Source organism: Bradyrhizobium sp. SZCCHNS3016 (assembly GCF_032484535.1).
GTDB lineage: Bacteria > Pseudomonadota > Alphaproteobacteria > Rhizobiales > Xanthobacteraceae > Bradyrhizobium.
In genome coordinates this window covers 529,620-544,888 of sequence record NZ_JAUETE010000002.1, presented here as the reverse complement: position 1 = coordinate 544,888, position 15,269 = coordinate 529,620, and the positions used below count along the sequence as shown (strand labels likewise).

Annotated in this window: 13 protein-coding genes; 8 read left to right on the top strand and 5 right to left on the bottom strand. The window is 60.8% G+C overall.

All coding sequences use genetic code 11. The annotated features are described in order from the left end of the window. Positions 1-372 precede the first annotated feature (372 nt). The gene (locus QW881_RS06730) at positions 373-588 is read left to right on the top strand and encodes a hypothetical protein (RefSeq protein ID WP_316158582.1); all 216 of its coding nucleotides are present in this window, start codon (positions 373-375) and stop codon (positions 586-588) included. Between the two features lie 266 nt (positions 589-854). Then, positions 855-1,493, top strand: a complete 639-nt coding sequence (locus QW881_RS06725) for a recombinase family protein (RefSeq protein ID WP_316158584.1) — start codon at positions 855-857, stop codon at positions 1,491-1,493. Between the two features lie 659 nt (positions 1,494-2,152). On the opposite strand, the gene QW881_RS06720 is transcribed toward QW881_RS06725, so the two are convergent. From QW881_RS06720 to QW881_RS06705, 5 genes are all read right to left on the bottom strand, one after another. Further along, on the bottom strand, positions 2,153-2,554 hold the full coding sequence (locus QW881_RS06720) for a hypothetical protein (protein ID WP_316158585.1): 402 nt from the start codon (positions 2,552-2,554) through the stop codon (positions 2,153-2,155). Then, positions 2,551-2,736: a hypothetical protein gene (locus tag QW881_RS06715; protein ID WP_316158586.1), complete on the bottom strand. Its 186-nt coding sequence runs from the start codon at positions 2,734-2,736 to the stop codon at positions 2,551-2,553. Before QW881_RS06715 ends, QW881_RS06720 begins: the two co-directional genes overlap by 4 nt. A 709-nt stretch (positions 2,737-3,445) precedes the next feature. Further along, complete coding sequence (locus QW881_RS06710; protein ID WP_316158587.1) at positions 3,446-4,438, bottom strand: helix-turn-helix domain-containing protein; 993 nt, start codon at positions 4,436-4,438, stop codon at positions 3,446-3,448. A 70-nt stretch (positions 4,439-4,508) separates the two neighbouring features. Continuing rightward, on the bottom strand, positions 4,509-4,691 hold the full coding sequence (locus QW881_RS32570) for a ribbon-helix-helix protein, CopG family (protein WP_410052038.1): 183 nt from the start codon (positions 4,689-4,691) through the stop codon (positions 4,509-4,511). A gap of 349 nt (positions 4,692-5,040) precedes the next feature. After that, a complete protein-coding gene (locus QW881_RS06705) occupies positions 5,041-5,469 on the bottom strand; it encodes a 3'-5' exonuclease (RefSeq protein WP_316172348.1) in 429 nt (142 codons plus the stop codon). Between the two features lie 384 nt (positions 5,470-5,853). Here QW881_RS06705 and QW881_RS06700 point away from each other — a divergent pair, with 384 nt between their 5' ends. From QW881_RS06700 to QW881_RS06675, 6 genes are read left to right on the top strand one after another with little or no spacing between them, the layout of a single operon-like run. Continuing rightward, on the top strand, positions 5,854-6,432 hold the full coding sequence (locus QW881_RS06700; RefSeq protein ID WP_316158590.1) for a BrxE family protein: 579 nt from the start codon (positions 5,854-5,856) through the stop codon (positions 6,430-6,432). Then, entirely contained in the window at positions 6,429-7,199 is a 771-nt protein-coding gene (locus QW881_RS06695; RefSeq protein WP_316158591.1) for a hypothetical protein, read from the top strand. Before QW881_RS06700 ends, QW881_RS06695 begins: the two co-directional genes overlap by 4 nt. Beyond that, complete coding sequence (locus QW881_RS06690; RefSeq protein WP_316158592.1) at positions 7,196-7,771, top strand: BREX protein BrxB domain-containing protein; 576 nt, start codon at positions 7,196-7,198, stop codon at positions 7,769-7,771. The genes QW881_RS06695 and QW881_RS06690 overlap by 4 nt, the downstream gene beginning before the upstream one ends. Positions 7,772-7,783: 12 nt before the next feature. Beyond that, a complete protein-coding gene (gene brxC / locus QW881_RS06685) occupies positions 7,784-11,314 on the top strand; it encodes a BREX system P-loop protein BrxC (RefSeq protein ID WP_316158593.1) in 3,531 nt (1,176 codons plus the stop codon). A 10-nt stretch (positions 11,315-11,324) separates the two neighbouring features. Beyond that, the gene (locus tag QW881_RS06680; RefSeq protein ID WP_316158594.1) at positions 11,325-13,250 is read left to right on the top strand and encodes an Eco57I restriction-modification methylase domain-containing protein; all 1,926 of its coding nucleotides are present in this window, start codon (positions 11,325-11,327) and stop codon (positions 13,248-13,250) included. Next, on the top strand, positions 13,247-15,265 hold the full coding sequence (locus QW881_RS06675; RefSeq protein ID WP_316158595.1) for a hypothetical protein: 2,019 nt from the start codon (positions 13,247-13,249) through the stop codon (positions 15,263-15,265). Before QW881_RS06680 ends, QW881_RS06675 begins: the two co-directional genes overlap by 4 nt. Positions 15,266-15,269: the final 4 nt, after the last annotated feature.

Sequence of the window (15,269 nt, the reverse complement as noted above, 5' to 3'; positions counted from 1 at the left end):
TATCTTTCGTTGTTTGTTGGCGTCACGCGGACGCATGAACCTACCGAGATGTGAGGGGTACCTTGAGAGGCGGTGGGGGGCGTAATTCGTCTTTTACGGAATCGATCAGAAAAGGCGGCTCCAACCCCAGCCGGCCTATCGTCAAAAAAATCTCGACTCTGCCCGGTCGATTTCGTCGCTGGGAAACCGTTTTCGGCAGACTTGCAACGGTGTGGCTGGTCGATGCAGCCAAGATGTCATTGCGGTGCGATGTAGCTCGCGCTATAATTATTGTTGTTGGCTTCTGTGCCCCGGCCTCGATCGACAGCCCCAAGATCGACTTGCCCGGATCATCGCAACGGCGGGTAATCCTCATGAGGAAGCCGTTGCGCTATGACTGCACTCAAAATCCGTGAAGATCGACTCTGCCGCCGCCTCGCCAAGGCCGACCACCGTCTAGCCAAGACGCCAGCGCGATCTTGGCTCCGCCAGGAATATGGGCCGGGCTACATGGTGTTGGACTACACCAACACCGTGCGACTCGGATGCGGGCAGCGCGCATACGATGCCACGCTGAGCGAAGTAGAGGCGTTCGCCAGCAAACTCTGAGCCCATGGATGAGGTGGCCGGTCATGCGAACCCGGCCGGCCACCGACGCCATGTGTGGCTGGCAGGAGCGCCGGCAGCCTGATCGATGGAGAGCACCGCAGCCTGTCCACCCGCGCCTTCCTTGCCGGAAGGACGCAGCGTGGAGGCTGGTTCAAATTGGGTATATGCCAATGGCACCAGCCCAATGGGTCTTCAAATAAATTATTGAACCAGTCTAACCGAACTGATATTAGGGAACCAGTCTAACGAAACTGACGGGGTCTTCAATGTTCGTTCGCGCCTACCTTCGCGCCAGCACTCAAGATCAGGATGCCAACCGAGCGGAAGGCGATCTGAAGAACTTCGCCAAAGATCGCGGGCTCAAGATCGCTGCGTGGTATCGCGAGAACGAGTCCGGCACGAAGCTCGACCGACCGGAACTGTTCAAGCTTCTCTCTGACGCTCAGGAAGGCGACGTGCTTCTGATTGAGCAAGTGGATAGGCTGAGCCGACTGGACGAGTCCGATTGGAAGAAACTCCGGGCCATGATCGATGCCAAGGGCGTTCGCATAGTCGCTCTTGATCTGCCGACTTCGCACCAATTCATAGGCGGCGACGCGGACAGCTTCGCTGGCCGGGTCCTAGCGGCTGTGAACGGCATGGTGCTCGATATTCTGGCCGCGACTGCGCGGAAAGATTACGAAGACAGACGCCGTCGCCAGGCGCAAGGGATCGCCAAGGCCAAGACGGAAGGGAAGTTTAAGGGACGCCCTGAGAACGTCGACCGGAATGCTGGTATTGAGGGTATGCTCAAATCCGGCATGTCTTGGAGCGACATCGAAGCTGCTGCGGGATGCGGCCGGGCTACAATCGCTAAGATCTCTAGGCGAATGAAGGATCAGGCAGCCAATTTCGAACCCTGCTAGATCAGCGGAACGCAGCGCAGGCGCCACCACTACGGAAGGTCCCGGCCGGACACGTTCTGCCGGGGATCACGGGACAGGCGCGCGGCGTGCCCCGGTGCAGCGCTATGCAGAAGGCACCTAGACCTACCTATCCGGTAGGGCAGGTGCCAGTTCCGGGGATGCGGTCTCGGCCATCGTGAGTCGGCGTCGGGTACGGCCTCGCCGTTGCCGTGCCTATCAACATGGCGAGGGAGAGCATTGCCGCAATCAGTTTGATCTTTCCTCCGGTGTCACCGGGCGGATGGGGCGGAGGCGCCGCGACGACAGCCCCCGCGCTTGAGAGTCGCGAGTCTCCTCAATCACCTACGCCTCCAGAGAACGACGGTCCTCGGAGACCGCCTTCAGTTCAGCTTGCTCGTCAGGTAGCCGCCTCCGCTTCGATCTCTGCCAGCTTCGTCAATGCTGCATCTAGCGCGGCTTGCTCTGCGGCTGTGTCCCTGACACGGTTCAGCACCCCGCGAGCGGCCTCAACTTCCTGCCGTGCCGCTGCAAGGGACCGACGCCGGTCAAAGTCCTCAATAGCCTGAGCCCGCAGCTTCCGAACATCGAACGGCACGTTTTGAACCACGTCAGCGACGGCGTGAACTGATCGTGATCTGCGGAATGTGTGTTTCGTCATCTTACTTTCCTAAGCGGCGGGCTGCCGCAACTTCGTCCATATGTTTCCGAGTGACGCTACCGGCGGCATAGCGCTCGCGAACCGCGTTCCAATCATCCGGCAGTGCGGCCTTACGGCGCGTAGCTGCAACTTCCCGGCGCATTGCCTCGGTTAAAGTCAGATTGCCGGGCGGTGTGGCTTCGGGCTCTGCATCAAGGGGTCGGAAAGCTGTTGGCATGGCTGCTCGCAGCGCACTGACGTAGTTGGAAGGTGAGAGCACGCCTTTGCCAGGAAGGCTGATGTAGCCCTGTTCAGTCATGCCGCCGCCGGCCAAATCGATGGCCGATTGCATCACCGCGTCGGCAGTGACCGCGAAGCCAAGCTTGCGTGCCTCGACGACGATCAGATTTTCCAGGTCGGTCATCGCGTGGCCTCCCGCTTCAAACGATCGATCAAGGCGCGACGCATCCACGAACTGCGGTTCGGGCTCGATGGGTCATCTTGCGCGGCTGCTCGGTCGATTTGTTCCAGCAGTAGCTTCGGGACTACGAGGCTGACGTTCTCCATCGGGCTGGCGACGAGGTCGTCGAACTTGATGTTCGCCATAGGCGGGGTACTCCATGAAAAAAGCCCGCGCGGTTGACCGGGCGGGCTAAGTGGCAGTTGATCAAAATGAAAATGGCCACCCGGATGAGGCGGCCATTATTCATCGTGAATGTATAGCAGTCTATCTGCATTATTACCTAATATACGCCAAACGTCAAGACCAGCGCAAACGGCCGGCATCGAGACGCGAAAATCAAATGGCCCTTTTTATGCGATCGGAATCTTGCGAACGGCGGAGCACAACCGAGGTTTAGCCAGCTCTTAGTGAAGGCTCAACCAGGGTTGACTTAGTTCGGTCGATGCCAGCTATGGCGCGCCTCGACCTTCCTCTCGTCGTGCTCCAGAGCCTGAATGCTGGCCCTAGAGCACTTTCGAGGAGCCAGCCAGGTAGCGGCCCTGAAGCTTCAGAGAACGCGCCAGTGAGGCCCGCAAGGGTCGGCAGTATCGGGCGAACGGCAGACACCGCCCAATCATCTCCCCTGGGCGTGCCCCTCATACTGATCTTCCCTTCGAACAGCACCCCGTCTTGCCGCGCCAACACCGCAGCGAGGTCTTCGGACAACGTGAGTTTGATCGTTCCAAGGTTGGTTGGCTTGGTGCTCCCCGCCAGATCGGCAGAGATCTCGAGAGCCGCACGACTACACGCGGTCGCACCGCCGATCACCAAACCGGCCGAGAAGCGGGAGCAACCAGCCGCCGCATCGAGTCCCTAGAACGCCGGCTCATCCGCATCAGGAGCACCCGGCTGCTGATGCCCGGCATCCTGAGTTTCCGTGAGGCCAATCCACCGCCGCCAGATCGGCGACCAATCTTCGTGAAGCTCTCCGGCTGCCTCCATCTCAGCAACAAATTCGTCGATCTTTGCATCCACTTCCCCATGACTGAGACCGTGCAGCTCCATGGCATCATCCATATCTTCCATCGAGAACCACCAATAGCTCGCTCGATACCACCGAGCTTTTGGAAAGCGCTCGTCTCCCTCTACAAACAGATCAGCCGGCAACCGCTCGCCGGAGGCGGGCTCGAACGGATAGGTGGTGTCTTCTGAGGTGAATTTATGAGGTGAGTGCTGAGGTGAGTCGGGTCCACGCCGCAGACCGTTTCCATGTGCACCGTGGACCGTTTCCGAATCTTCGTGGACCGTTTTGGAATCCCCGTGGACCGTTTTTTTCCGAACCTTTTCTAAACGGTCACCGTCGTGGACCGTTTCTGCTGGACCGTTCTTGTCGCCTTCAACGGCTCCAAATTCATTCCAGAGTGGCAGCCAGTAGATGTTGTGACGGCCCGCCCCGCCTTTGCCGCGCTCCCCCTTACGCTTCACCTTTATCCTCCAGCGTGCCGGGATGATTTTGTCCGCCTCCCGGGTACCATCCGGGCGCTTGCGACCCTTCATAACCCCCGTCTCAAGAGCGGCGATGTTGGCCTTCACCGCACTTACGGTGCAACCGCATTCCTCGGCGAGCGTCACGAAGTTGGGATAGCAATGCCCATGCTTTCCCTGATCGTCACCATATCCTTCGTTGGTCTTGTCGATCATGCGCATGTAGAGGCGCTTCTGAAGATCACTCAGTTCTTTTTTCGGCGCTCTCTGCACGGCGGTGATGAACTTCAGTTTGTTGCCAGCCGTGACCTGGATTCGAACTCCGTACGGCTTGATGATGGGAGTCGGCTTGAAGTTGCCTTTGCTTTCGTCGTGTGACATTGTCCGGGTTCTCAATTCTCGATCGGTTAGGGACCTACAAGCGCCGGCGCGCCAACGCTGGGGCTTTTCGTTAGGATCGCATATCAGCCGCCTGAAGCCGTTGCAGACGCTCCTCGATGGCCTGGCGCACGAACTCCGACCTACCCTGACGTAGGTTCAGGCGCGCTTCATCCAGCGCTGCCAGTTGGTGCGCCGACAACCTGAACCCGACGTAGGGTCGTGCGGTGTCGGGATCGTAAAAGAGACGGCTCATTCTTACTCCAAAACGAAAATCGCCCAGGCGGGATTGCCCAGGCGCGGACGGGGTGTCGAAAAAGCCCCACTTGTGGCGGGGCGTTCCTCAGCGAATGTGTAGCGATGTAATGGTCCTTAGCACAAACCGAGAACGCGGTCAAATATTTGCCCGCCCGGCCGCATCAGCGATGGACCTGCGGATCATCAGAGCGGCCGCACGAGATCGCGCCGCGACGTCCCGCCTTGATTGGCTTTCGAGGCCATGAGAGCGAACCTAGTGGCGATGCTAGGAGTTATACCGACGAACGTCGCGGGCGACTACGAGTCACGCGCAGAGGCGTGCTGATCGGGCCGACGATGCTACTATCTTAGACCACCTCGAAGTCGTCCAAGAACTCGGAGACCGGCGCCACGCCGCAGACGAGCAGGTGGTTGCGGGCACGGGTGCAGGCGAAATAGAGCAGGTGCCGCTCGGTCTCGTAGACCTCCTGCAGGTCGGCCTCGTCGCCCACGGTCTCGATGCGTTCCTGGAGCGGGATGGCCTTGTCGTCGCAGGCCGTCACGAGGACGGCTCGAAACTCCAGAGCCCCTGCCAGGTGCATTGTCGCGATAGAGGCCTGGCCGGTGGCCGTTTCGAAGATCGTCGAGCACCCTGAAGGAAAGGCCTGCTTTCCAGACCGGGCACGTGGCGAGCTGACCCTCGGAACGAACGAAGACGCCGAATTCGTTGGGCATGACACCGCCAGCAGTCTGGTCTGTGATCCACCTGCCGATGGCAGCGCATTCCTCCGTATCATCGGGGAGAACCAGAATGGTCGGCTCCGGGCCGCTGAAGACGGAGATGGCACCATGCCGCCGACTTAGCTGCGAGCATCGTCGAGATCGAAGGACATGTAAGTTTCCGTTCTAGGCCGTCGTCGGGTCGCCTTGACGCCCAAAGTTCATGTTCCCGACCATCCAAAATGCGCTACCTCAGCAAGAGGAATGAAAATATACTCACAACGGCGTGTGTTTGGCGATTTCTCCATCCACGGTCAACAAGGAGGCAAATGGCGATTACTCGGTGATGGATGTATGCCGGCTAAAAAGAAACTCTGATTCGGTGAGAGCAGAAATCAGGTGGCTCGAGGGCGAGAAGGGCCGCCCAAAACCCGGATCGGGCGGGAAGGGTAGGGGACGAGATGGCCGCCGCTGAGATGTACAACGATATCGACCTTGCGTGGCTCATGCGGCTCAGGACGGTCGTGGCTCGCCTTGGCGAGATGGACTGCGCCCGTTGGTGGAATTCGCAGGGTCAGCTTAGTCGTAAGGGCGTGACCGTGCTCCGGAGAGGTTTTCCCCGAACCCACTATTTCGCCCAGGCGAAGTCGGTTCAGATGATCGCGGCCGCCCGCTGCGCGGAGATCTTCGACCCACCGGGGTCGGTCAATCTCTGGCGCTTGACGGACGATCTGGAAGACCGTCTGGATTCGATCTGGGAGGGGTGGCTCGACGCTGCCGCGACTTGGCAGCCGTTCTTCGAGCGCGTCGCGGAGTTGAAGTCCACCGACGTTCCGGTCGCCCTCAAAGACTTCGACTTGGTCACCGACGCCGAGATCCAGGTCCATGCGAAGATCAAAAAGTCGTCGGACGGCCGATCAATCCAGATTCCGGAGAAGTTCGAGGGTAGGCGGTGTACCGCCGCCTTGCTGGCGCTTTCCTTCTCTGCGAGCGTTCCCGGGAATCTGGTCGTCCCTTACGCGCGGATGGCCGACTCATGAAGGTTCGCCCCGAGTGGTCGCAGCGCCTCCTGCGCAAGGGGGTGCTGGTCCAAGAGACTTATGAGCTTTTTTCCGGCTGGGACGACGGGCTGTCGCTCGGGGACAACCTGAAGGCTGCTCTCTTAGGCAAGCACAAGACCGCAGGCTGGGAGCGGGAGGTCAATGCGACGCTGAAGCGTCGTTTGCGCGACATCGATCCGGTGCGCCCTTTGATCGCCCTCGCGAAGAGAGGGATGCCCCTCGTCGACTGGCGGGACTGCTTTCGTCTGTGGATCGGGGCCACGGAGCAGCCGTTCCACGACTTCGCGATGGGTTGGTTGTTCAGCGCGCATGAGAAAGGGCGCTATCAGATCCGCTCCGAGGATGTGAGGCCGGCTTTTGAAAAGGCCGCCGTCGCCAGGGGCTCGAAGGCGAAGCCGTTTTCCGAGTACGGCCAGCTTCGAAGCGCTCGCGATCTACTGAGGATGGCTGTCGATCTCGGCATGCTGGCCGGCGACGGCCCCGCCAAGACCTTCGCCTCGATCGCCATGAGCGACGACGTGACCATGTTCTACGCCCACATGATCAGCGAGATCGAGGGCAACACCACCAAGATGCTCTCCAGCCGCCTTTGGCGCTTGGCCTACATGGCGCCGACCGACGTCCATGTCGCGCTTTTGCGCCTCCACCAGTATAAGCGGCTCAACTACGAAGTGGCGGGAAATATCGCCCAGGTGGGTCTCCCGTTTAAGAGCGCATTGGAATGCGCCGAGAGGGTTGCGGCATGAGCGATTTCGAGAAGCGCCTGCGCCATGATCTGGAGCCGCATTTGGCGGCCGCGGATCCGCGCGCTAAGATCAGCGCTTATCATGACATGCCGTACGCACTCTTCCGGTACGATCCGGAGCAGGAGTACCCGCTGCGGCGGGAGCTGACGATGCTGACGACGCGCCTAACCCAGAAGGGCAAGCGTGTCACCCGCATCTCGCTGGCGGACTGCCTTTCGGAGGCCATGACATCGCAGCGCCCTCTTGAGGATTGGTATGACGCCGAGCGATCGGGGACGGTCGAGGAGACCATCCAGACCATCACCAACATCCTCGAGGAATATGCGCCATTGGTCGACCTCGTCGCGGCCCGCATGCCGACCGAGCCGGACCCCAAGAAGGACGTCGTGCTGATCTCGCGCACCGGCGCTCTGTTCCCCGTGTATCGCACCTTCTCCTTGCTTGAGCAGCTCAAGGGGCGAGTGCATGTCCCCACTATCCTTTTCTATCCGGGCGACCTCGATGGAGCGTCGGGCCTTCGCTTCATGGGCGTACTCGACGCCGAGCATAATTATCGACCGAAGATCTTCTGAGGAATGAATAACGTGACCAAGATCGCATCACTGTTCGCCAGCGACATCACTCGGCAGATCGAGGAAGTCATTAAGGTCGACCAAACGTCCTCGGAGATCATCGCCTCCGAAATCGACGAGTACGTCGTCACGGACGCGATCAAGAAGCACTACGTCCACGTTCTGGAGCGCTATCAGGAGACCCCTCAGAAGCCCCATGAAGGCGTCGCCATCTGGATCTCCGGCTTCTTCGGCTCCGGCAAGTCGAGCTTCGCGAAGGTGTTGGGTCTCGCAATCGAGGATCGCGACATCCTCGGGGTGCCCGCCGCGGAGCGCTTTTCCGCGCGCGCCGGCGACCCGAAGCTCTCGGTCGTCCTCAAGACCATCAACGAGAAGATCCCCACGCACACCGTCATTTTCGACGTCTCTACCGACAGGGGCATCCGGTCCGGCAACCAGATGCTGACCGAGATCATGTACCGGCTTTTCCTTGCCAGCCTGGGCTACGCCAAGGAGATCGACCCCGCCGAGCTGGAAATCGCCCTGGAGACCGAGGGGCGGCTCGAAGAGTTCAAGAAGGTCTTCCAGGAACTGCACGGAAAGTCCTGGGACACTCAGAAGAACTTGCCGATTTTTGCGCTCAACCAGGCGAGCGCCGTGCTTCACAAGCTCGAGCCGGCCACGTATCCAATGGCGGATTCCTGGTCGAAGGGGCGCCCGAAGATTGACATCACGCCGGGCCGTTTGGCCGACCGGATCGTGGAGCTGATGAAGCGCCGCAGGCCGGGGCATTCTCTGATCTTCGTCGTCGACGAAGTCGGCCAATTCGTGGCCCGGGACACCCAGAAGATGCTGGACCTGCAGGCCATCGTGCAGCAGCTCGGCGTCAAGGGGCGCGGCAAGTATTGGATCGCGGTCACCTCGCAGGAACGCCTGAGCGAGGTCGTCAGCGGCCTCGACGATCGCCGGATCGAGCTGCCGAAGCTGATGGATCGCTTCCCGCTTCAGGTCCACCTGGAGCCGTCAGACATCTCCGAGGTCACCAGCCGCCGCGTCTTGGCGAAGAACGCCGGCGCGGAGACCGCCCTCGGCAAACTCTACGACGACAATCGCGCCCGCCTCGATCTGAATTCCAAGCTCACGGCCGACGTCTCGTTGCCGACGCTGTCCCGGGAGCGGTTCGTCGACCTTTATCCGCTGCTGCCCTACCAGATCGATCTGATCATCGACATCGTCTCCGGCCTCCGCATGCAGGGCGGTGCCAGCAAGCATGTCGGCGGCGCCAACCGGACCATCATCAAGCTCGCCCAGCAGCTTCTGATCAACCCGGCCACCAAGATTGCCGACGCCCCCGTCGGCGCGCTGGTGCGCCTCGACCAGGTCTACGATCTCGTCGAAGGCAACATCAATTCCGATATCCGCGCCAAGATCATCTCCATCCCGGCCAAGCTTCAGCATCCCATGGCGCAGGCCGTGGCGAAGGTCGTGTGCCTGCTGCAGTTCGTTCGGACCGTTCATCGGACGCCCGAGAACATCGCGGCCGCCCTGGTCGATCGGGTGGATGCCGAGTCCAGGCTGACCGAAGTGCGGGAGGCGCTGACTGAGCTTGAGGCCAAGCACATGGTCCGCCAGGGCGACGGCGGCTACCGCATTCCGACCCCGGCCGAAGATGACTGGGATCAGACACGGGCATCGATCGATCCCAAGCGGGCCGACGAACGGCGCCTTTACGCTTCGGTGCTGGCCGGCTTCTGGGCCCCGCAGCCCGGCTTCACACTGGGCGACGCCAAGACGTTCAAGGCCGGTCTGATGGTCGGCGGCAACGAAGAGGTCGCCGGCGACGTCTCTTTCCATCTCGATCTCGCGGACACCGCGGAGCAGGCGTTGGTCGAAGCGGAAACTCTGCGCAAGCGCAGCCAGATGGATCAGAAGGACGTTTTCTGGAGCATCGCTCTCGACCAGGATATAAAGCGCGAGATGCGCGAGGCCTTTCGCTCAGACGAGATGATCAAGCGAAAGGGGCGCGGCGCCCCGACCGCCGACGAGACCGCGCTCATCGCCGAGGAGAAGGTTCGGCAGCGCAATCACATGCAGGAGCTCGGCCGGCGCCTGAAGGCGGCTTGTCTCGCCGGCAAGGTGTACTTCCGCGGTAACGACCGCAGTCCCGCCGGCACCGTCACTGAAATCGGGAAGGCCGTCACCGGCGTGCTGCAGCAGGTGCTGCCCGATGTCTATAACCGTTTCTCCGAAGCCTCCGCCAAGAAGAACGACGTCACCAAGGGTATCGATGCGCTGCTCACCGCGGAGAACCTGTCGGGCCTGCCGGCCGTGTTCTCGCATCTTGAGCTGCTGCGGGACGAGCAGAACAAGAGGGTGTTCCGGACCGATGTCGTTCCGTTGTCGGAGATCCTCACGAAGATTGAAGAGCGCGCCGCTTACGGTGAGCAGGTGACCGGCAAGTACCTCGAGGACGAGTTCCTGAAGCCGCCCTTCGGCTGGGACTTCGACGTCGTACGGCTCCTCACCCTGTCTCTGCTCAGGGCGGGAAAGATCGAGGCAACCTCGAAGGGGCAGGTGATCGACCAAGCCACCACCACGGCAGCCAAGGACTGCTTTTCCGGTAACAACATGTTCCGCGCCGCCAGCTTCCGGCCGAAGAAGGGTATCGACTTCGCCGTCCTCGCCGAAGCCGGAGAGAACTACCGGGATACGTTCGGTGACGAGGTCAAGGAGCTGGCGTCGGGCCCTATCGCGGCCGAGATCCGGGCGGCTGTCGAGCGCCATGAAGAGGAGCTTGAGGGCGTTCTAGGCACGATGAGGTCGGCCCAGCTGCCGGGCGCGGATGTGCTCGAAAGTGCCGTCAACCAGATGCGTGCGATTCGGCGCGGCAACGAAGAGAACGCCATCCTCACCTTCAACGCCTCGCACAAGAGCTTGAAGGACGCGATCAAGCGCGCTTCCGATCTGGCCGCGGTGCTCAACGATACGTCGCTTAAGGCAATCGCCGACGCCCGCTCCGCCACTCAGCTCGTCTCCGTGCTGGAGGAAGAGCCAGACCTTGACGCCATCTATGCGCAACAGGGCACGGTTCTCGGCGACCTGATGGAAAGGGAAACTTTTTATCGCGAAATCGGACCGATCTCGACGGCGGCGGCCTCGATCAATGCCGAGTACAAGCGGCGATATGATGCGGCCTTGGACGGTCGCGTCAAAGCCTACCTGAACGCGATCGAGTTGTTGATGAAGACGCCGGGCTGGGAACGGCTCGATGAAGCGCAGCGGGAGGAGATCTCCCGCCATCTGCGTCAATGCGCCGACAAGAACTGGCATAACCAGACGATCCGTCACCTCAGGTCGGAAGCGGAGCTGGCGGAAAGTCGCTTGGCGTTGGCCGTCGCCAAGATGCACCAGATCCTGGAGGGCGAGCGCCTGGCGACGGTGTCCGTTGGACAGTTCTTCGCGGGCGGCATCGAGACCGAGGAGGAGTTGGATCTGGCGCTGCAGGGTATCCGGGATGAGTTTTCGCGACTCATCGGTGAGGGCAAGAAAGTGATCGTCAAGTGAGCGCCGGCTGATGGACAAGGATACCCGAAACGCGATTGAACGTGCCACGCAGAGGATTCGGCGGCTCCTTCAGGAGGACTTTGCCGAGCAGCTCGATGGCGTGTTCGACGTGCGTCTGGACGGTCGTGTTGCCGACGAGGGCGGGCGCCATCTGACGGGTCGCCAGGTTCTGCTACGCGACCGGATCGTGGCGGCCATCGAGCACAAGCGGCGTGCCGGCATGCAGCAGGCCGACGCCGTGCGCGACTACATCCGGGACGCGGCCTTCACCACGCTGAACCGCTTCGCCGCCCTCAAGATGCTCGAGCCGCGCGGGCTGGTTCAGGAGTGCATCAGCAGGGGTGAAAATTCGATCGGTTTCCAGGAATTCTGCGGTCTGGCGCCGGCCCTGAAGACTGCCGACGGTGCCGGCTACCGGTTCTACATCGAGAGCATTTTCGACGAACTGTCCACCGAGGTGAAGGTGCTGTTCGATCGTCGCGATCCGGCGTCGGTCCTCTGGCCCAAGAAGGCGACCTTCGACGAGATTCTCGAGATCCTGAACGTCGCCGACCTCAAGGGCGTCTGGAAAGAGGACGAGACGATCGGCTGGATCTACCAGTTCTTCAACTCCGGCGAAGAGCGTCGCCAGATGCGCGACGAGAGCGCGGCGCCACGAAACAGCCGCGAGCTCGCGATCCGCAATCAGTTCTTCACCCCGTCGTACGTCGTGCAGTTTCTGACCGACAACACCCTCGGACGCATCTGGCACAAGATGCGCGATGGCCGCACCGGCCTGGCCGAGAAATGCGAGTACATGGTGAAGGAGGCGAGCGATGCCGGAGAGTCATCCAGTCCAGCCAAGAAGGACCCTCGTGATCTGCGGATTCTCGATCCCGCCTGCGGCTCGGGCCACTTTCTGCTCTACTGCTTCGCGCTGCTGCTCCTGATCTACGAAGAGGCATGGAACGACGAAACCTCGCCCGTCTCCGGCGCGACGGGCAGGACGCTTCGGCAGGACTACGCCACGCTCGACGACCTTAAGAAGGCGGCGCCGGCGCTGATCCTTCAACATAACCTCCACGGCGTCGATATCGACCCCCGCTGCGCCCAGATCGCGCAACTCGCCCTTTGGATGCGTGCCCAGCGCGCCTTTATGGACAACAAGGTCTCGCGCGGCGACCGACCCATCATCCGCCGCGCGAACATCGTCATCGCGGAGCCCATGCCGGGCGACCCGAAGCTGGTGGAAGATTTCTCAGCGAGTCTGCGTCCCGCTATGGTCGGCGGCCTGTTTAATGAGATCGTGTCCGAAATGCGCCTGGCTGGCGAAATGGGTTCGCTACTGCCGATCGAGCGGACTCTGGCCCGATCAATCGGCCGTGCGCGCGCGGCCTTCAATGAGGAGCAGTTGCGAACCGACCAATTTCTGCCGGGGTTGGCCCCGACGAAGCGCCAAGGCGAACTTGACCTGTCCGGCATCAGCAACTCAGCCTTCTTTGAGAGGATCGAGGAAAATATCTTCTCGGCGTTGAAGGGGTTCGTCAGCGACGCGGTCAACGGGAAGGGCACCAGGCGTCGCCTCTTTGCCGATGACGCTGAGCAGGGGATCGCCTTCGTGGAGCTTTTCGGTCGAAAGTTCGACGTGGTGCTGATGAATCCACCCTTTGGACTTGGCAGCGTTGCCGCGAAGAAGGAATTCGAAACGAATTATCCGAGCACCAAAAACGACGTCTATGCCGCGTTCGTCGAGCGCGGCATAGCCATTCTTCATCCCGGCGGCATGCTCGGTGCTATTACCTCGCGCACCGGTTTCTTTCTTTCGAGCTTCCAGAAGTGGCGCGAGGAGATTCTCCTCAAACGCGCGCCACCTGTTGTGTTCGCTGACCTAGGGGCCGGGGTCTTGGACAGCGCCATGGTGGAGACCGCCGCCTATTGCCTAGAGGTGCTGCCGTGAGCCTGTTCATTCGTTTGATCGATTTCCCTCAGGACCAAAAAGCGTCCGCAATGCTGGCGGCCGCCCGCGAAGAAGGATCCTATCGGTTCGAAGTAAATCCGACCGAGTTCGCGCAAATCCCGGGAAGCCCGTTTGCCTACTGGTGCCCACACAGCATTTTGTCTTCCTTCGCACGGATGAAATCGGTCTCCGATATCGCGACAGCGACCGTGGGGCTTCAGTCCAGCGACGATTTCAGGTTTCTTCGCCTGTGGTGGGAGACCGCAGGCCAAGCAGGATTTTCGCCCTTTGCGAAGGGCGGGCAATACGGAACGTTCTTCGCGGATATTTATCTTCAGGCTCGGTGGGACGACGACGGCGCCGAAATCAAGGCATTCGCGGAGACCACCCCGGGGTCGAGTCATTGGTCGCGCAACATCCGCAGCGCGGACCAATATTTCCGCCCGGGGCTGACGTGGCCGCGCCGCACCAATGGCCTCTCCCTTCGAGTAATGCCGGCCGGGTGCATTTTTGCCGATAAAGGGCCGGCGGTTTTTGTGGAGCATGACGACGAAGAGGCGTTGTTGGCCTTGTGCGCTGTCATGAATTCTACCTCGTTCAACTATCTGGTGGGTGTTCAGCTCGCGAGAACCGAACTGGCGCAGTCATTCGAGGTTGGGCTTATTCAACAGACGCCCGTCCCCACGCTTGGTTCCTCCGATCAGGCGACCTTGGCGGAGCATGCTCGCCGGATTTGGTCTTTGAGGCGACGTCTGGCGAGCACTGAAGAAGTGTCGCGCGCATTCGTCTTGCCGCAGCAACTTCTCCAGCGCGTATCTGACTTCGATCCCTTCGCTATCCAGGCTGAAATTTACGATCTTGAGGTCAAGATCGACGAACTTGCCTATGGTGCATTTGGCTTTACCGAAAGTGACAAGAAGGCGATGGAGGCGTGGCGAAGCGCATCAGCGTCCAGCCTCAATTCGTCAGATCAATCGGATGACGAGGGTGAGAGCGGAGCAAGCGATTCCGACAGCGGAGCCTTGCTGTCGTGGGCGGTGGGCGCTGCCTTTGGACGCTTTGATGTGCGCCTCGCAACAGGCGAACGCCAAATTCCGACTGAGCCCCAGCCGTTCGACGCGCTTCCGGACAAGAGTCCGGGAATGATCGAAGGTGAGCAGAATCGACTTGCAATTTGCAACGGCATCTTGGTCGACGATGCTGGACATGTCGATGATATCGTGGAGCGCGTTGGCTACATCTGCGAACGTGTTGGAATCGATTTCACGGACGAGAATGTTCGCGCTGATATTGCCCAGCGTTTCTTCTCTTCGCACATGAAGTCGTACTCTAAGAGCCGGCGCAAGGCTCCCATTTACTGGCAGCTTGCGACCCCTTCGCTCGAATACTCAATCTGGCTTTACGCTCCTGGTATCAACAAGGACACCCTCGTTCGGCTGGAGAACGACTATCTGGCGCCCAAGCTCGCGCGCGAGCGGCGGCAGTTCGAGCTTTTGCGTAGCGAGGCGGACTCCGACCAGACAACCGAAGCCCGCAAGGCCGTCGAAGAGCAAGCCCGTCTTATCGACGAGTTGAAGACGATCCTCGACGAGGTCAAGCGGGCAATCCCCCTGTGGAATCCGAATCTTGAGGACGGCGCCGCGATCAACGCCGCTCCCCTTCATCGCCTTTTCCCCAGCAGCAAGGCCTGGCAGAAGGAAACGACAGCCACCTGGAAAGAGCTGTGTCGAGGGGACTACGACTGGTCGCGGCTCGCGATGCATCTTTGGCCTGAACGCGTCATCCCGAAGTGCGCGGTGGACCGCAGCATTGCCATAGCGCACGGGCTCCGCAACGTATTCTGGGTGGAGGACGAACGAGGTGGATGGAAGGCCAGCGACAAGGGGAAGACGTTGATCCCGAAGTTGATCCAGGATCGCGGTTCCGCCAGCGTCAAGGCGGCCCTCAAGAGCCTCATGGATGCCCCCGAAACTGGGGCCGCTTCGAAACGTACTCGCAAGTCAAAGGCAGCGTGATCCC